This is a genomic window from Rummeliibacillus sp. NPDC094406 (assembly GCF_044763875.1).
Lineage (GTDB): Bacteria > Bacillota > Bacilli > Bacillales_A > Planococcaceae > Rummeliibacillus.
The window spans coordinates 13,358-30,507 of the sequence record NZ_JBIWGZ010000008.1 but is presented as its reverse complement, the minus strand read 5'-3'; the positions used below and the strand labels follow the sequence as shown (position 1 = coordinate 30,507).

At 35.2% G+C, this 17,150-nt stretch carries 16 protein-coding genes; 8 read left to right on the top strand and 8 right to left on the bottom strand.

The window, feature by feature from the left end:
• Window positions 1-9: 9 nt before the first annotated feature.
• Window positions 10-1,011, top strand: coding sequence for a YihY/virulence factor BrkB family protein (locus tag ACIQ4I_RS17785; protein ID WP_403098419.1), 1,002 nt, complete (start codon window positions 10-12; stop codon window positions 1,009-1,011).
• Between the two features lie 167 nt (window positions 1,012-1,178).
• Here ACIQ4I_RS17785 and ACIQ4I_RS17780 read toward each other — a convergent pair whose 3' ends face one another.
• The 3 genes from ACIQ4I_RS17780 to ACIQ4I_RS17770 form a co-directional block, all read right to left on the bottom strand.
• Window positions 1,179-3,080, bottom strand: a complete 1,902-nt coding sequence (locus tag ACIQ4I_RS17780) for a heavy metal translocating P-type ATPase (protein WP_403098417.1) — start codon at window positions 3,078-3,080, stop codon at window positions 1,179-1,181.
• Window positions 3,081-3,349: 269 nt separating this feature from the next.
• Window positions 3,350-4,885, bottom strand: a complete 1,536-nt coding sequence (locus ACIQ4I_RS17775) for a fumarate hydratase (RefSeq protein WP_403098415.1) — start codon at window positions 4,883-4,885, stop codon at window positions 3,350-3,352.
• Window positions 4,886-5,019: 134 nt separating this feature from the next.
• The gene (locus tag ACIQ4I_RS17770; RefSeq protein ID WP_397540013.1) at window positions 5,020-5,208 is read right to left on the bottom strand and encodes an SE1561 family protein; all 189 of its coding nucleotides are present in this window, start codon (window positions 5,206-5,208) and stop codon (window positions 5,020-5,022) included.
• 690 nt (window positions 5,209-5,898) lie between these two features.
• On the opposite strand from ACIQ4I_RS17770, the gene ACIQ4I_RS17765 reads away from it, so the two are divergent.
• Window positions 5,899-7,071: an MFS transporter gene (locus tag ACIQ4I_RS17765; RefSeq protein WP_403098690.1), complete on the top strand. Its 1,173-nt coding sequence runs from the start codon at window positions 5,899-5,901 to the stop codon at window positions 7,069-7,071.
• A 52-nt stretch (window positions 7,072-7,123) separates the two neighbouring features.
• On the opposite strand, the gene ACIQ4I_RS17760 is transcribed toward ACIQ4I_RS17765, so the two are convergent.
• From ACIQ4I_RS17760 to ACIQ4I_RS17745, 4 genes are all read right to left on the bottom strand, one after another.
• On the bottom strand, window positions 7,124-8,872 hold the full coding sequence (locus ACIQ4I_RS17760) for a methyl-accepting chemotaxis protein (protein WP_403098413.1): 1,749 nt from the start codon (window positions 8,870-8,872) through the stop codon (window positions 7,124-7,126).
• Between the two features lie 175 nt (window positions 8,873-9,047).
• On the bottom strand, window positions 9,048-10,421 hold the full coding sequence (gene rlmD / locus ACIQ4I_RS17755) for a 23S rRNA (uracil(1939)-C(5))-methyltransferase RlmD (protein WP_403098411.1): 1,374 nt from the start codon (window positions 10,419-10,421) through the stop codon (window positions 9,048-9,050).
• A gap of 75 nt (window positions 10,422-10,496) precedes the next feature.
• A complete protein-coding gene (locus ACIQ4I_RS17750; protein ID WP_403098409.1) occupies window positions 10,497-11,294 on the bottom strand; it encodes a polysaccharide deacetylase family protein in 798 nt (265 codons plus the stop codon).
• Between the two features lie 58 nt (window positions 11,295-11,352).
• On the bottom strand, window positions 11,353-12,249 hold the full coding sequence (locus tag ACIQ4I_RS17745) for a TIGR01777 family oxidoreductase (protein WP_403098407.1): 897 nt from the start codon (window positions 12,247-12,249) through the stop codon (window positions 11,353-11,355).
• Between the two features lie 254 nt (window positions 12,250-12,503).
• Here ACIQ4I_RS17745 and recX point away from each other — a divergent pair, with 254 nt between their 5' ends.
• Genes recX through ACIQ4I_RS17730 form a run of 3 tightly spaced genes read left to right on the top strand, consistent with a single transcriptional unit; the run spans window position 12,504 to window position 13,889 of the window.
• Window positions 12,504-13,313, top strand: coding sequence for a recombination regulator RecX (gene recX / locus ACIQ4I_RS17740; protein ID WP_403098405.1), 810 nt, complete (start codon window positions 12,504-12,506; stop codon window positions 13,311-13,313).
• 13 nt (window positions 13,314-13,326) lie between these two features.
• Window positions 13,327-13,632 (top strand): YfhH family protein, encoded by a 306-nt coding sequence (locus ACIQ4I_RS17735; RefSeq protein WP_403098688.1) that lies wholly within the window; start codon window positions 13,327-13,329, stop codon window positions 13,630-13,632.
• The gene (locus tag ACIQ4I_RS17730; RefSeq protein ID WP_403098403.1) at window positions 13,632-13,889 is read left to right on the top strand and encodes a YfhJ family protein; all 258 of its coding nucleotides are present in this window, start codon (window positions 13,632-13,634) and stop codon (window positions 13,887-13,889) included. Before ACIQ4I_RS17735 ends, ACIQ4I_RS17730 begins: the two co-directional genes overlap by 1 nt.
• Window positions 13,890-13,959: 70 nt before the next feature.
• Here the strand turns inward: ACIQ4I_RS17730 and ACIQ4I_RS17725 are convergent, their stop codons facing one another.
• Window positions 13,960-14,934: a metal-dependent hydrolase gene (locus ACIQ4I_RS17725; protein ID WP_403098401.1), complete on the bottom strand. Its 975-nt coding sequence runs from the start codon at window positions 14,932-14,934 to the stop codon at window positions 13,960-13,962.
• A 130-nt stretch (window positions 14,935-15,064) separates the two neighbouring features.
• On the opposite strand from ACIQ4I_RS17725, the gene mutY reads away from it, so the two are divergent.
• From mutY to ntdP, 3 genes are all read left to right on the top strand, one after another.
• On the top strand, window positions 15,065-16,129 hold the full coding sequence (gene mutY / locus ACIQ4I_RS17720) for an A/G-specific adenine glycosylase (protein ID WP_403098399.1): 1,065 nt from the start codon (window positions 15,065-15,067) through the stop codon (window positions 16,127-16,129).
• Between the two features lie 71 nt (window positions 16,130-16,200).
• Window positions 16,201-16,461 carry a gamma-type small acid-soluble spore protein gene (locus ACIQ4I_RS17715; RefSeq protein ID WP_403098397.1) on the top strand — a complete coding sequence of 87 codons (261 nt, stop codon included), beginning with the start codon at window positions 16,201-16,203 and terminating at the stop codon, window positions 16,459-16,461.
• Window positions 16,462-16,593: 132 nt separating this feature from the next.
• Window positions 16,594-17,142, top strand: a complete 549-nt coding sequence (gene ntdP, locus ACIQ4I_RS17710; RefSeq protein WP_403098395.1) for a nucleoside tri-diphosphate phosphatase — start codon at window positions 16,594-16,596, stop codon at window positions 17,140-17,142.
• Window positions 17,143-17,150: the final 8 nt, after the last annotated feature.

Below are 17,150 nucleotides of genomic sequence, written 5' to 3'. Positions count from 1 at the left end.
GGATCCCTTATGGAGAAACATAGAAAACGCAAAAAGTATTTTAGATATAAGCTTTCTAGAAACTCCAAAACGATGTCAACTAATAGAGGAAATCAATCTTCTGAAATTTTTAATAAGATGAAACTTATGCATGTAGGAAAAAAGGATAAGCTAAATCAGGAATATGATGTCACGAGCCCAAAGGGGTTTATATTGGCATTTTTTCAACGATTGATAGATGCGGATATTACTGGTTTTGGCGCACAATTAGCATATTTCTTTTTGTTATCATTATTTCCTTTGTTAATCTTCTTAATGACATTATTACCTTTTTTAGATCTTCCTACAGATCTAATTTATAAAATTATAGAGAAAATTCTACCGAGCCAAGTGTACACAATGATAGAAGGAACGCTTGCAGAGGTACTTGGAAATCGTAATGGGGGCTTGTTATCAATTGGGGTGATTGGTACGATTTGGTCCGCATCCAATGGCGTAAATGCTTTGGCGAAATCATTGAATCGTTCTTATAACCAAGTTGAAACAAGACCTTTTATAATTGCAAGATTTATGTCTATTGTCTTTACTTTAATGTTAATTGTATTAATTGTCGTAGCGCTTGTGCTTCCCGTATTCGGGAAACAAATTGGTCTATTTTTATTTTCAGCATTTGGATTCGAGGCAGACTTTTTAATAGTTTGGAATAAGTTCCGATTGATCTTGCCTCCTATAGTAATCTTTATCGTTCTAACATTGATGTATTGGGTTATGCCGAATATAAAGTTGTATTTAAGAAGTGTGATAATAGGAGCGTTATTTTCTACGATCGCATGGCTTTTCGTATCATATGTCTTTTCTTATTATATAAATAATTTTGCAAATTACTCAGCTACATATGGTAGTATAGGTGGGATTATTATTCTCATGTTATGGCTATATGTGACAGGAATAATATTAATGGTGGGCGGTCAACTGAACGCCATTATGCAACAGCGAAGAGAACTACTAGAAAAGAAGAAAAAAAATAGATAAAAAGACTTCTCACCATATGAGAAGTCTTTTTTTGAAGGCTCTGTTTAATTTGATTATGATATTGTCCATCAATTGACTCTATAACATTACGAAAGGGAGTGTTATTTAACAATATGCTTAACAGAGTCTTTGGTAAAAATAAAATTAGTTCGTTCATATTTGAAGAATTAAATCTTCTTTAACAACCTTAAACTGTTTAGAATAACTAAAATCGTACTACCCTCATGTCCGATAACACCAAGTGGTAAATCGACTGCTTGTAAGAAGTTAGAAATAATAAGTAAAACAATCACAGAAATTGAGAATATGATATTTTGTTTTACGATTGTTTGCATTTTGCGTGAAAGTTTTACAGCATAAGCAATTTTAGAAAGGTCGTTTTTCATTAAAACAACATCTGCTGTTTCGAGTGCAACGTCAGTGCCTTCTCCCATAGCTATACCTGTTGTTGATGTAGCAAGGGCAGGTGCATCATTAATACCGTCGCCTACCATTCCGACATTATTGTATGTTTTCATTAAATCTTTGATATGATTAACTTTTGTTTCAGGTAGGCATTCAGCAATATAAGCATCAACACCAGCTTCTTTTGCGATTACCTTTGCAGTTTTTTCATTATCACCTGTTAACATAACAGTATGAATGCCTAAATTTTTCAATAGAGCGATAGCTTTTTTTGATTCTTCACGTACCGTATCTTTCATGGCAGCAAGAGCAACAATGCCATCATTATCTGCTAAAAAGACTACTGTTTTACCTTCTTCAGCAAGTTTAGGAGCAATTCCTCCAGCAAATGCAAAAGCATCATCTCTCCCTACAAAATCGGATTTACCTACTTTGTATGCACTGCTATTCACAGTTGCTTTTAATCCCCAACCAGGTACATCTTCAATTTGTGCTTGATCGAATGAATCAAGACCACGCTTTTTTGCGTAAGCAGTAATTGCTTGGGCAAGAGGATGGTTTGATTTTGCTTCAATTCCAGCAATAATTGATAGCATATGTTGTTCATCTTCAGCTTCACGTACGATAAAGTCAGTAACAACTGGTTTACCTTTTGTAAGTGTACCTGTTTTATCAAAAGCGATTGCTTTTAATACACTTAAATGTTCAATGTGTAAGCCACCTTTAAATAAGACACCGTTTCGTGCTCCGTTTGAAATTGCTGATAATGTAGCAGGCATTATAGAAGCTACAAGCGCACAAGGTGAAGCAACAACTAATAAGACCATGGCACGGTAGAATGTTGTTGTCCAGCTCCAATCAAGAAGGAAGTGAGGGACAAACATCATAAGAGCAACTACAGTTAAAACACATTTTACATACGTACCTTCAAAACGTTCGATGAATTGTTGTGAAGGGGATTTTTCGCTTTGGGCAGATTGAACAAGATCAATAATCTTTTGGAATAATGACTCAGAGTTTGGTTTAGTCATTTCCATTGTAACAGCACCTGTCATATTGACAGTACCTGCAAATACATCTGCACCAACTAATTTTGTAACAGGGATCGATTCACCAGTAATAGCGGCTTCATCAATTGAGGTAGCACCCTCTATAATAACACCGTCTGTTGGTACTCTTTCACCAGGTTTGATTAGTAAGTGATCTCCCAATTGTAGTGAAGTAACAGCCACGCGTTCTGTTTCGCCGTTTCCTTTTATTAACCATGCTTCTTCTGGTTGTAAATTCATTAAAGCTGAGATTTCCTTATGGCTTTTATTCATCGCATAAGTTTCTAATGCGCCACTAACGGCAAATATGAAGATAAGAATAGCACCTTCAGTCCAGTAACCAATGATAGCAGAGCCAATAGCTGCTAATATCATTAAAAACTCGACATTTAATTCCTTATTGGCAATTGTTTCTTCAACGCCTTCTTTAGCTTTTGCAAACCCACCAATAATGAATGCTAATAAATAGAAGATAATTGAAGCGGTAGTTTCGTCATTTTTGCCTATTAACCATGCAATTAAGATTAAAACACCAGAAGATAGCGCTGCTATAAGTTCTGAGTGTTCTTTTGCTTTCTCAATTAGATGATAATTATTCTCTTTTACTAATTCCATCTATAATCCCTCCTGATAATGAAAATCAATATCAAAACCCTTATATATAGGCGTTTGTTAAAATTATATTGAATTCGAAAATTATTTTAAAGTCATTTTTAATTTAGAATTATTATAACATATGGTTTGGATGGTGGAAAGTACGATATTAATGTTTTGATTTATTTTAAATGGATTTATGACATCTTATTGAAAAGAGAAGGGGAGTGTGAAAAAAGGTTAAAGAAAAAACCTCTCCAAAATTTCTTTTAGAGAGGTTCAGGATTTTATTAAAATACACGTTCAGAGTGTTCAGCTAATTTCTCTAGTGAACTTTTTTGAACATCAGCGTGTAATGAGTTTCCATGAGAATCCATTGTAACAACGGCAGTGAAATCTTCAACAGCTAGATGCCACATTGCTTCTGGAATACCAAATTCCATTAGGTCTACACCATCAACTGATTTAATGCAATCTGCATAATATTGAGCTGCACCACCAATTGCGTTTAAGTAAACGCCGCCATGTTCTTCAAGAGCTTTTAACGTTTTTGGTCCCATACCGCCTTTTCCCATAACTGCACGGATACCAAATTTTTTCATAATATCACCTTGATATGGTTCTTCACGAATAGATGTTGTAGGGCCTGCTGCTTTAACAGTCCAGTTATCATTTTCGTCTTTTGCCATTACAGGACCACAGTGATATACGATTTGACCGTTTAGATCTACTGGGGCATCATGACTCATTAAATGATGATGAATTGCGTCACGACCAGTGTACATACGGCCAGTGATTTTCACAACGTCACCTACATGAAGAGAGCGAATTTGTTCTTCTGTAATTGGTGCACGAAGTTCAATAACTTCTTTTTTATCTTCTTTATCTGCATTTTGAGCTGCATCTTCAAATGCAATTTTTTCGCCTTCTTGATAATGCCAATTTTTGATTTCACCTGTAGTTGCATCAATATCAACAGCCATTCTGCGGTAAGCCCAACAGTTATATGCGACAGAAACATAGAAAGAAGCTGGAATACGGTTCATCACACCGATTTTACAACCAAGTAGTGTTGCTTCACCACCAAATCCCATTGTGCCAATGCCCAATGTATTTGCTTTTTCTAATATGTAATCCTCTAATTTAGCAAGATCTGAATTTGGATTGGTATCATCTACATTACGGAATAATTGTTCTTTTGCCAAATCATATCCAGAAGAACGATCTCCGCCAATACCAACGCCGATAAAGCCAGCTGAACAACCTTGACCTTGTGCTTGATAAACAGAATGTAGGATACATTTGCGAATACCATCTAAGTCACGTCCTGCACGACCAAGTCCTTCTAGTTCGCAAGGTAAGCTATATTGGATATTTTTGTTCTCACAGCCGCCACCTTTTAGAATTAGCTTGATTTCGATAAAATCATTTTCCCATTGTTCAAATTTCATAACAGGAACGCCTGCTCCTAAGTTGTCTCCGCTGTTTTTGCCAGTTAAAGAGTCCACTGAGTTTGGACGTAATTTTGCATCTTTTGTAGCTCGAACGATTGCTTGTTTAATTACTTCTTTGATTTCTAGTTGGTTTACGCCAACAGGAGTTTTAATTTTGAAAGTAGGAAGACCGGTGTCTTGGCAAATAGGTGAAACGTTATCATCTGCCATGAAAATGTTATTCGCGATTGTATCTAAGCTCATTGCTGCACGAGTACCAGCGTTTTCTGCGTCCTTTGCCTTTTTAATTGCACGACGAACGTCTTTTGGTAAATTTGTAGAAGTTTCAGTCACTAAATCGTAAATGCTTTGTTCTAGTGTCTCTAGATTCATAGTAATAGCCCTCCAAAAAGGTAATTTTTAAACCAATCCTATTATAACCTGTCCAAATCACGAAAAAAAGAGCGTATATATACGCTCTTGTCGAAATTTCATGAGTAATAAGAAAAACATTAATAATTTGAGATTTAATTTTCTGGACGGTTTTTGAATTGCTCCATTTTATCTTCTAAATCATCCATCATATCAATAAGGCGATCGATATCTTGTAAGTCTGCAGTTTCTGGATCAATAGCATCTAATACTTCTACGAAGATTTGCAGACGTTCTTTCAAATAAGTTACTTGTTGTTCTTTATCCGTAATTGATTTGCTCATCGTTACACCTCATTTCATCATCACCATCGTAAACGATTTTATCAATTTTTTCAATTCTAAATCCAAAATTATAGGCCGAAAGAAATATTTTAATATTTTGTAAGTTAAGAAAATTTACAAAACTAATGTAAAATGTTAATATGAGTTTAACATAAAAGGGAGGAGGTAAAAGTGAGAAATCGCTAAAATGGCAATCCATTCGTAGGAGAAGTCCTCTTCCTTATAATAATGCCCACAAATGCAGCACATGTATACGAAAAAAGCTGGTAATGTATTTATTCCCTTGAGATTTAAGGAATATGTTTTCTAAAAATGGGTCCTCTCTAATAAGGAAGCAATTCGTAAGGAATGTGATATGATTTACCGCTGCGATGGGTACGGAACAGGCGCCTATAGATTCGCAATACGAAGGAGGGAGTTAAACAGATTCTCGGTCCGAGCTTAGGCCGAAAATGGGTTTAATGTAACAACGAATGATAATAAGTGAACATTAGCAGACTCAGTACACAATTAATTTATGTGGACTGAGTCTTTTTGTGCATTCGAAAGTATTTCACATGCTATGTAAGATTATGATAAAATTGTTCAAGTATCCAAAAAATACATATATAAAGTTTCATATAAGATAATTTCATACTTTCGGTTACATATGAAATCAATGGTTAGTAAAAATTGGAGGTTGCAGTGGAAATAAATCAGCGATTAGAACAAAAAAGATTTTGGATTTTAGTCATTATAGTATCCATTTCAGGATTCTCACAAGGTATGTTAATGCCACTTATATCAGTCATTTTCGAACAAGATGGTGTAGCATCGTCGCTTAATGGTTTAAATGCGATGGGACTTTATATTGGAACGTTACTTATATCCCCATTTATCGAGCAGCCATTACGGAAATTTGGTTATAAACCAATAATTTTGGTGGGTGGAGCAATCGTCTTTGCATCCCTTCTTTTATTTCCGTTATGGAAGAATGTATTATTTTGGTTTATCCTTCGATTACTGATTGGGATTGGGGATCACTCCTTGCATTATTCAACTCAAACTTGGATTACAAGTACATCACCTCAACATCGTCTTGGCAAAAATATTGCGATTTATGGATTATCATTTGGTACAGGTTTCGCTGTTGGCCCGCTATTGGTTCCATTGACAAAGATTTCCGAAGCCTTTCCATTTATCCTTTCTTCGCTCCTTTGCTTATTAGCTTGGTCACTAGTATTCTTTTTGAAGAATGAAAAGCCAGAACCGATACAAACGAAAAGTGTAGGGGAAAATATACTTAAACGTTATGCAGTTACTTTAAAATTTGCATGGATCGGCTGTTTACCAGCCCTTTGTTATGGTTTTTTAGAATCCTCATTAAATTCGTTATTCCCTGTATATGCCCTAAGAAATCATTTCGAAGTTTCAATGGTATCGATTATTTTAGCGGCGTTTTCAATAGGTGGGATTATAACACAAATTCCACTTGGAACTTTGGGAGATAAAATTGGACGTCGGAAAATTATATTAAGTTCACTACTAGGTGGAGGAATTTTCTTTGGGGTAGGAAGCATCGTAGAATCATATGAAATTTTAGTAGTTGCTAGCTTTTTGTTTGCAGGAATGTTCTGCGGTTCATTATTCTCACTAGGAATTTCGTATATGAGTGATTTGACCCCAAGAGAGTTGCTACCAACAGGGAATTTAATGTGTAGTATTTTCTTTAGTGTTGGTAGCTTATCAGGACCATTATTAGGTGGGGTATATTTACAATTTGTGCAAAACTACAGTTTCTTATTGCTAGTATCCATTATTTTGCTTGTTGTTTTTGCGATTAGTCTGATCTTCGGAAGACAAAGTAATAAGCAAATATTGTAAAAAGAAAAGGGGAGTCCTAATTGTCAAAACGACTTTAGGCTTCCCTTTTACATTATTTAATTTTGAATTGTTCAATTGAAGCTTTTAAAGATTGAATTTCATCAGATAAGTCTGTAGCTGATTCTGCTACGACTTGGATGACTTTTTGTTGTTCAGCTAGTGATGCAAATACTTCTTGAGTGGCACCAGCGTTTTGTTCACTTATACTCATAATATTGTTCATTGAATCCATAATTTCATCCTTAGAAGTCAATAAAATATTAAAACTAGTTGATACATTTTCAATAGCCAATAAAATGGTTTGAACGTTTTCTTTAATATGGTCAAATGATTGACCAGTATGTTGAACAGCTTCATTTTGCTGTTGAACAATCATGGATGTTTTAGAAATTTCGTCGTTAGCAAGTATTGTTTCTTCTTCAATTCCTCTTAAAGTGTGTTGCACGCTAAGTGTAGAGTTTTTCGTTTGTTCTGCTAATTTTCTTACTTCTTCTGCTACTACTGCAAAGCCTTTTCCATGTTCACCTGCACGCGCGGCTTCAATGCTTGCATTTAATGCCAATAAGTTTGTTTGAGCTGAGATATCGTTAATGGATGAAATAATATTTTCGATATCTTTCATTTTTAAAGAAAGGGAAGCAAATACTTTCTGAACATGTTCAACTAAATCTGTCGATTTTGATGATTTTTCTTTTAATATAACTAAGTTGTGTAATCCTTCTTCATATGACTTTTGCATTCCTTCTGAAGCTTGTAACATATGATTGTTTTTTTGGTGGAGTAATTGGATGTGCTGAGAAACTTTGCTCACTGCTTCTTTTGCATGTTCTGCATCATTGACTTGTGTTGTCGTTCCTACCGAAACCTCTTCTGCAGCTTTTGTAATTTCAACTGTTGAAGCGGTTACTTCCTCAGAAACAGCTGCAAGATTTGTGGACGATTCTCTAACTTCCTTAATCGTGCCATCTACTTCTGTGATTAATTTTTTTAGATTCATGACCATAAAATTGAAATGGTTATTTAATTGACCTATTTCATCATTCCGCTGCATTTCATCAAGCTTTATCGTTAAATCACCTGAAGAGATCTTCTTTAAGCGCCGTGTTAATTTCGCAATAGGGATCCCAATATGTTTTGCTAAAAAATACATTGCAATGGCACCAATAACAAGTGATAAAGCTAATGCAATAAATAGCACAACAAGTAAATTATTTGCTGATTCATTGAAATCCTTTTTGTATGTACCTGCAGCAACAACCCATCCCCAATTTGGATCAATTTTTGAATAAGTAATCTTATCAGCTAGCTTATCCGGATTGTTGGGAAGTGGAAATTGATATGCGGCATAACCTCCACCTTTTTGTGCGTTTTTAATTACAGATTGAATATAATATTGACCGTTACTGTCTTTTAATCCCCAAGATTGAGTATCTTCTATATTCGGATGTGCAAGCATGTAACCATCTTTTTGTAAGATAAAAAGATAGCCGCTTTCTCCTAAGTCAACTTTATTCGAAATTTTACGTTTGCCATTACTATCTTTTTTGCCAAGGATTTGCTCTTTCAATTCTTCTTGCGCATCTTCTAATGAGAGGTTTCCTTTCTCAACCTCAGTGTTTAGAGAGTCAATTTGTTGCAATGTTGCTAATACGCTATTTTTTATAATCGTTTTACCTAAACCATCCATACTTTGTTTAGCATTAAAGTAACATGTAATACCGATGATAGAGCAGGGAATCATCATTAATAGTAAACAAGTTATCATTAGTTTCCATTGAATTGAATTTAGTATTTTTTTCATATAATACTCCCATTTGTTAAGTGATATTATAACTATTATGTATGGATTCTTATGGGCTGTAAATAGGAATATCGACATTTTATAGAAATAAAGACGCGTAAAGGAGAAAATACTTAAAAAGTTTCTTTTTTTAATAAAATAGACGGCTTCCTAAAGTGGAAACCGTCTATTTTTACTATTTTAATGTTAATAATGAGACTGATTCTACATGAGATGTTTGAGGGAACATATCCATCGGTTGAATATATTCAACATGATAAATTTTCGTCAATTCTTGTAAATCTTTTGCAAGTGTTGAGGGATTACATGATGTGTAAACCACTCGCTTTGGTTTTACTTGCAAGATGGTTTTGATTAGGCTAGGTGCAAGGCCCGTGCGTGGAGGATCGACTGTTAGAACATCTGGGACAAATCCTTCTTTTTGCCATATATCCAACCATTTTTCGGCTGTACCTGTTTCGTATAGAGTGTGCTTAAATCCATGTCTTTTTGCATTTTGCTTTGCATCATGAATGCTCTCAGGAATAATATCCATACCGCGCACTTCTTTAGCGTCTTTTGCAAGCCAAAGACCAATTGTTCCAACACCACAATATGCATCGACTACTGTTTCTTTACCCGTCAAAGCAGAAGCTTTTTTAATCTGGTCATATAGATGAACAGTTTGTTGTGGATTCAGTTGGAAAAATGCTCGGGCTGATAAATCAAATGCAAGTTCCCCAAGTTCTTCGTGGATAGTATCCTTACCTGCAAGAGTAATGGATTGCTCTCCAAAAATAAGCGAAGTTTTATCAGCATTAATATTTTGAACAATTGATACGATGGATGAATCAATTTGTTTTAATTTTTCTACGAGCAATTCTTTTTTAGCAAAGTTTTTACGGGTTGTGATCAGTACAAGTTGAACTTCACCAGTTTGTATCCCAACACGTACAACAATTGTACGGATGATCCCTTTCATAGAACGACCGTCATAAATTGGAATTTGTAATTCATCAATAACCTTTTTCGTAGCATTTGTAATTTTCGTAGTTATCGGATGTTGTACAAGGCATTCGTCAATATTCAAAAGTTTATGGCTATTTTCTGCATAAAGACCTGCTAGTACATGTTTACCTGGTTGTCGAACTTGGAATTGACTTTTATTACGGTATTGCCATGGATCATCCATTCCTATTGTTTGGCGGATTTGAATATTTTTTGCTTCGGATTTAACATATTTATTTAAAGCTTGGACAATTACATCGCGTTTTGCTGTAAGTTGATATGAATATTTCATATGCTGTAATTGACAACCACCACATTCCTCATAAACAGGGCAGGGGGGAATTTGACGAGCTTTTGACTTTTTTTGAATTTTTAACACTTTCGCTTCAGCGAAGTTATGATTAATCTTCGTTAATTCAGCATAAACTTCTTCTCCAGGAAGAGCACCTTTTACAAAAACAACATTACGTTTATAGTAACCGATCCCTTCTCCATTAATGCCTAATCGTTTGATTGTAAGTGGGATTTTTTGTCCCATTGTCATTGTAGGTTGTTGCACCAAAACTTACACGTCCTTTTTCACTTCATCTTTTCATTATAGCGAACAGCAACGTGTAAGGGAAGAATCAGCGCCCAACTAAGAATTAGATACAAAAGGAATATCATTGACTAAATTATTAATGGAATCAAAACGATAGCCTTTTTTCTTTGCATCTTTAATAAATCGAGGAAGTGCTTCTGCATTATCAGGAGATACAGTATGCATTAAAATGATTGCTCCTGGGTGCATTTGAGACATTAAGTTGTTATATGCGTATTCCCAGCCTTGTGGTTTATCTCTAAGCCAGTCTTTAAATGCAACAGACCAGAATATATGGCGATACCCTGCTTTTTGACCAACTCGTAATAACTCTTCGCTGAAAACGCCCTCTGGAGGCCTTGCAAATACTGTTCTTTCCACATCGGTTAATTCAGCTAGTTTTTGATCAAAGCGTTTCCATTCATCTAGCATTTGTTGTTCGGTAAGTCGTGCCATATTCGGATGTTTATCTGAATGGTTTCCGATTTCATGCCCTTCTTTTACCATGCGTTTTACTAATGGAGTAGCACTAGTTAAATAATGTCCAGTTAAGAAAAAGGTAGCTTGAATCTGCTCTTTTTTCAAAGTGTTTAAAATCGATTCAGTATAGCCATTTTCATAGCCACAATCGAAGGTAAGATACATCACTTTTTCATCATCTTTTCCTTTATATACGGCTCCGTATTTTTCAAGCATTTGATCGAATGTAGCGCCGGCTTCCGGTGGTACTTCGTTTTGAGCCTTTTTAAATCCCCAACTAAATTCTTGAGCAAATGCATTAAATGGATTCACAATTATACCCGTAATGAAAATGGACATAGCTAAAACAATACCAGTTGCATGCTGTTTAATCATGTTCAACGCAACCTTTCTTTTTTTAGATAGGTTGCGTTGTTTAAATGGAATTATGCAATTACAATAAATTTTCTAATGCACTATAAAGAGTTGGATATTGAAATTGAAAATCAAGAGTCAATAAAACTTTTGGTAAGACTTGCTGACCTTCTAAAACAAGTTGGCTTTTCTTACCGAGTGCTAGTTTCATTAAAAGTGCAGGTACGGGGAACCAATGAGGACGGTGCATTACTACTGCAATTGTATCACCGAAATTTTTCATTCGAACTGGATTTGGAGAAGTGACATTTATAATGCCATGTAAGTTTTCATTGCTTATTGCAAAGGTTATAGCATTAGCTACATCCTCGACATGAACCCATGACACCCATTGGGAGCCTGTGCCGACTGTTCCACCTATGTAAAGTTTATATGGCATGACCATCATTGGAAGAGCTCCTGCATTTTTTCCAAGAATCACACCAAATCGAGCTAAGACAACCCGTACACCTAAATCTTCTGCCACCTTAGCTGATTGCTCCCAATCGTGAACTGTTTTTGCAAGGAAATCGTTGGCGATATCCCGTGACGTTTCGGTATATGTTGTTGTTGTAGAAGCAGGATAAATACCAATTGCACTGGCATTCACTAATACTCTAGGCGGTGTTTTTAGTGCCTTTATGATTCGAATGATTTCATTTGTAGCGGATATTCGACTGTCATAAATCTCTCTTTTTTGTTTTTCGGTCCAACGCCCTTTATTTAAGGAAGAACCAGCTAAATTAACGATCGCTTCAATTCCCTCTAAATAGTTTTCTGGAGAGGAGTTTTTGGATAACCATTGAATGTATTGAATGCCATTTGTAAAATGACTATTATTCCGAGTTAAAATAACAATTTCATGCCCTTGCTGTTGTAAGTGTTTAACTAGTTCTTGACCTACAAATCCTGAACCACCTGTAATCGCAATTTTCATAACAAAAACACCCTCCTTATTTAATTGAAGTAATTTAATAAATATTTCATATCTAGTATATGCTTAGTATGCCGCTCCAGATGGCGCTTTCCGCGGGCGAGCGTCGTATTTAAAAACCAAAAATGAAATTGATTCATCTAATAAAAACAAAGTGATGTTTGTACTTACTTGAATCAAAGATATGCTATATATGACACATTCCATGATGTTAGGATGGAAAAGTTGTATACTAAGCATAGCAAAGGAGGGATTGGATGTCGCGAGTCATTACGAAAATTAGCCGTCAAAAACGAAATCAAGAACGTTATAATATTTATTTAAATGAAGAATATGCATTTAGTATTGATGAGGCTATTTTAATTCAGTATAGTCTAACAAAAGGGAAGACGATAGATGACTTAACAGTAGATGAAATTGCTTTTGACGATGAAATTCAAAGAGCATTCAATCGTGCACTATCCTTTTTAAGTTATCAAATGAGAAGTGAATATGAAGTTCATCAAAAACTGAAAGACTTGGAATTTGGTGAAGCAGTCATTCAAGAATCATTACAAAAATTGAAGAAGCTAGGCTTTTTAAATGATGAAAGCTATTCAAAAGCATTATTAGAAACAAAAAAGAAAACGGCAAAAAAAGGTCCTAGAGCTATTCAGAAGGATTTGGAGAAAAAGGGTATAGATAAAAACATCCAACAGCAGGTTTTACATTCGTTTTCTGAAGATGAACAATTAGAAATAGCATTGCAATTAGCAGAAAAAGCTGTACGCAATGAAAATCGTAAAACGCCTAGCCAAATGAAGAAGAAGATACAAGAAATGCTTGTACGAAAAGGATACTCTTTTGCAATCGTTGAACAAGTCTTAGACCAAATCGAATTATCTAAAGATGAAGATGAATGGACAGAAATGATCGCTCAACAAGGGGATAAAGTTTGGAATAAGTATGCTTCAAAATATTGTGATTATGAGTTGAAGATGCGAGTGAAACAGGCGCTTTATCAAAAAGGTTTTCCTATTGAAAAAATTGAAATGTATATAGAACAGAAGGAGCAAGACAGTGGATAAAAAATATAGTGAAATGAAACCCAATGAATTACGTGAAATAATTGCAACATTAAAAGAAAAAGCGCGTAAAGCTGAACAACTTGGTATTTTAAATGAATTTGCGGTTTACGAACGTAAAGCGTTATTAGCGCAAGCATACTTATTAAATCCAGATGACTTTAAACCCGGAGAAATTTACCGCATCGAAAACGATCCAGGTATGTTCTTCCAAGTAGATTATTTAAAAGGTGTTTATGCTTGGGGATATCGCTTAGGTGGCAATCATTATGAAGAAGCACTTCCTATTTCAATGTTAACACCAGTCAAGGAGGCATTTTAGTGGAGCAAAAGATTAACGAGCTAATTTCTAAATTACGAGCTAAAAATACTAGTGTTTCTGAACAAAAAGCACGTATTTGGATTGAATTACTGTGGTCGGATTTTGAATCCACATATGCTAAGGCAGGTTATGATTATCGTGGTGCCGAGATGACAGAAAAAATTATTTTACAATGGATTGAAAGCTACGGAGCTCAGTTACATGAGTTTGCAGGACGCAATCCAAAATATGCTCATTTATTAGATGAAGTAGAATAAAAAAATGACCGTTCCGTATATTGGAACGGTCGTTGATCTTTTGAGGTAGGCGAACACCCTCTGTATTCATTTAAACAACCAATTTCTTCTGCAATTTATCCTCACTAAAAATCCACCCGGTAAAGGAGTTTACGATTTCGTAGTCCTGAGTTAGGTGAGCAATTGCAACAAATGGATAACGATTATTACTACGATAACGTAAATCAATCAGTCTAACTTCGAGTAAATCGTCTTCAATGTCAGCAACTTCCCATCTATATAAAGGAGAAAAGGAGACAAAAGATATAAAGTTAGGATCCTTCATAACTGCTTTAAATTCAGGTGTATCAGGCAAGGGCTCGATTAGAAACTTATCGTAAATCGTTATTGAACGACCATATGCACGTCCGACATAATGGTGAGTAGTAGAGTTTGCTGCTACACGATATTGGAAAAAGTGTGATGTTGGTGACAATATGATAAGCTCGGCATCAGGAATTGTATTGCGAACAGCATTCTTTACGGACTTTTGAAGCAAATACCGGATTATATAATAGATGAAAATGATTCCATACAATGTAAACATCGTCGAAACTGGATTCGCGCCAAAAGCCCAAAACATTAGAGCAATAACATGGAGTGAAAAAATGATCGGATCAAACGTATTAATCCACCCGAGTGCAATCCATTGTTTTGAAAATGGTCTTAAGGCTTGTGTTCCATATGCATTAAAGATATCTACAAAGACATGTAAGAATACAGCAAAAAACGTCCAAAGCCAAAGATGTAAAACATTCGCATTAGAGAATATAATAGAAAGAAAACCGGTAATCAAAATAGGCCATAATATAACTGCTGGAATTGAGTGTGTAATTCCTCTATGGTGCCGAATATAAGTGGCATTGCCACGTAATTTCAAAATTGTATCAATATCTGGAGCTTGAGAACCCACAATCATGCCTGTAATGACTGCAACTGTGGTAGGTGAATTATGAGCAACAACTGGGTCAACCAAAGCTAGGCCACCCAGAGCAATCCCCATAACTAGATGTGTGCCAGAATCCAAGATGATCAACTCCTTAATTTGTAGGGAGACAGAAAATATAAAATATTTATGAAGTTCCTATATGGACTAGTTTACACTATAATACCCATTTTTTATGTGAAATAAAATCGAAATAAATTAGGAGATAATCGTGTACTATCAATATAAAAAACAATTTCAACATGCATTAGTCGAATGGTTTCAAAAAGAAAAAAGAGATTTACCTTGGAGAAAGACAAAAGACCCTTATAAGATTTGGGTATCAGAAGTAATGCTTCAACAAACTAGAGTAGATACGGTAATACCGTACTATAATCGATTTATGAAAGAGTTTCCAACACCTGAGGTATTAGCTGAAGCTCCTGAAGAAAAATTATTAAAGCAATGGGAAGGTCTTGGTTATTATTCAAGAGCACGTAATTTACAAGTCGGTGTTCGTGAAGTAGTCGAAAACTATGGTGGTAAAGTTCCAGATAACCGTCCTGAAATTTCAAAACTTAAGGGAGTCGGTCCATATACTGCGGGTGCAGTATTAAGTATTGCCTATAATAGGGCTGAACATGCAGTTGATGGTAATGTTATGAGAGTGCTTAGTCGAGTTCTATTAATAGGTGAAGATATCGCATTACCCAAAACCAAAAAAATATTTGAAAATGCTGTAATGGAGCTAATTGATACAGAGCACCCATCAGAGTTTAACCAAGGATTAATGGAATTAGGCGCGTTAGTATGTACGCCTACTTCTCCAAAATGTTTGCTCTGTCCAGTAAGAGAGTTTTGTACAGCATATAATGAAGGAAATCCTGAAGAACTGCCAGTCAAAACGAAAAAAGTAAAAACAAAAAGTCTCTATTATGATATGTTTGTGGTACAAAATGAGAAAGGCCAATTCCTATTAGAAAAAAGACCTGATAAAGGGTTACTTGCGAATATGTGGCAATTTCCAATGATTGAACAAAATAGCAAAGAAACACATACAAATGAATCACTACTTGCAACTACTTATCAAGTGGAACTTATTAATCGTGAAAAACTTTTAACATTCAAACATGTTTTCTCGCATCTTGTTTGGCACATGGACAGTTATATTATTGGTGTAAAACAAAAAGGAGATACACCTGAAAATAGTGCTTGGTTTTCAATTGAAGAAATGAAAGAATTACCTATGCCAGTACCGATGCAGAAGGTTTGGCAATACTACAAAGAAGAAGTTTAAATAATTTAATAAATCTCAGAGTATAAAAAAAGCCTCGATGCACAAATTATATTGCGTGGAGGTGATATTCAATGAAGAAGAATTTTACCAATTCAAAAAATGCTAGTACAGAATTTGGTTCAGAGACAAACTTGCAAGAAGTAGCAAAACAAAACCAACAAGCTGAAAAAAACAAACAACAAGCTTCTGGTCAATTTGGCCAATCAGCTGCTGAAGAGTTTGGTTCTGAAACAAATTTAAATGAGGTAAAAAAACAAAACCAACAAGCAGAGCAAAGTAAAGCTCAAGCTTCAGGTAAATACGCCCAACAAAATCAACAAAACAATTTTTAGTTAAGAAATTCCCTAATTGGTGAAGGATTTGTACCTTCACCAATTTTTTGCTACAAGTTTTCCGCTAGGATTGTTATAATGTTACAAAAGAACGCTCATTTAGGAGTGTTTGTTAAAAAGGTGGGCTTTTGAATGGCAATTCCGTCAGAAGGGGAAATCATACAAATACATAGTTACAAGCACAACGGCAATATCCACCGAGTTTGGCAGGAAACAATGGTTTTAAAGGCTACCAAAAATATAGTAATCGGTGCGAATGAAAGAACACTCGTTATTGAGTCAGATGGACGCACTTGGGTTACACGAGAACCGTCAATTTGTTATTTTCACGCAGAGCACTGGTTCAATATTATTTGTATGTTAAGAGAAGATGGAGTATATTACTACTGTAATATGAGTTCACCATTTGTATTTGATCATAATGCAGTAAAATATATTGACTATGATTTAGATATCAAAGTCTTTCCAGATATGTCTTACACATTACTTGATGAAGATGAGTATGAGCAACATAAAAAGGCTATGGGTTATCCACCTGTAATTGACAATATCCTAAAGTCTAATGTAGATAAACTAATCAGTTGGATTCAACAACGGAGAGGTCCATTTGCTCCTGATTTTATCGAAGCATGGACAAGTCGTTATGAATTCCAAAGACAGCTACACGAAAATGATGAGTAACTTGGGAT

Bases quoted from the DNA above. Each gene is read 5' to 3' on its own strand.
- ACIQ4I_RS17785 (WP_403098419.1), top strand. From the start codon at position 10: ATGGAGAAACATAGAAAACGCAAAAAGTATTTTAGATATAAGCTTTCT.
- ACIQ4I_RS17780 (WP_403098417.1), bottom strand. From the start codon at position 3,080: ATGGAATTAGTAAAAGAGAATAATTATCATCTAATTGAGAAAGCAAAA.
- ACIQ4I_RS17775 (WP_403098415.1), bottom strand. From the start codon at position 4,885: ATGAATCTAGAGACACTAGAACAAAGCATTTACGATTTAGTGACTGAA.
- ACIQ4I_RS17770 (WP_397540013.1), bottom strand. From the start codon at position 5,208: ATGAGCAAATCAATTACGGATAAAGAACAACAAGTAACTTATTTGAAA.
- ACIQ4I_RS17760 (WP_403098413.1), bottom strand. From the start codon at position 8,872: ATGAAAAAAATACTAAATTCAATTCAATGGAAACTAATGATAACTTGT.
- ACIQ4I_RS17750 (WP_403098409.1), bottom strand. From the start codon at position 11,294: ATGATTAAACAGCATGCAACTGGTATTGTTTTAGCTATGTCCATTTTC.
- ACIQ4I_RS17745 (WP_403098407.1), bottom strand. From the start codon at position 12,249: ATGAAAATTGCGATTACAGGTGGTTCAGGATTTGTAGGTCAAGAACTA.
- recX (WP_403098405.1), top strand. From the start codon at position 12,504: ATGTCGCGAGTCATTACGAAAATTAGCCGTCAAAAACGAAATCAAGAA.
- ACIQ4I_RS17735 (WP_403098688.1), top strand. From the start codon at position 13,327: ATGAAACCCAATGAATTACGTGAAATAATTGCAACATTAAAAGAAAAA.
- ACIQ4I_RS17715 (WP_403098397.1), top strand. From the start codon at position 16,201: ATGAAGAAGAATTTTACCAATTCAAAAAATGCTAGTACAGAATTTGGT.
- ntdP (WP_403098395.1), top strand. From the start codon at position 16,594: ATGGCAATTCCGTCAGAAGGGGAAATCATACAAATACATAGTTACAAG.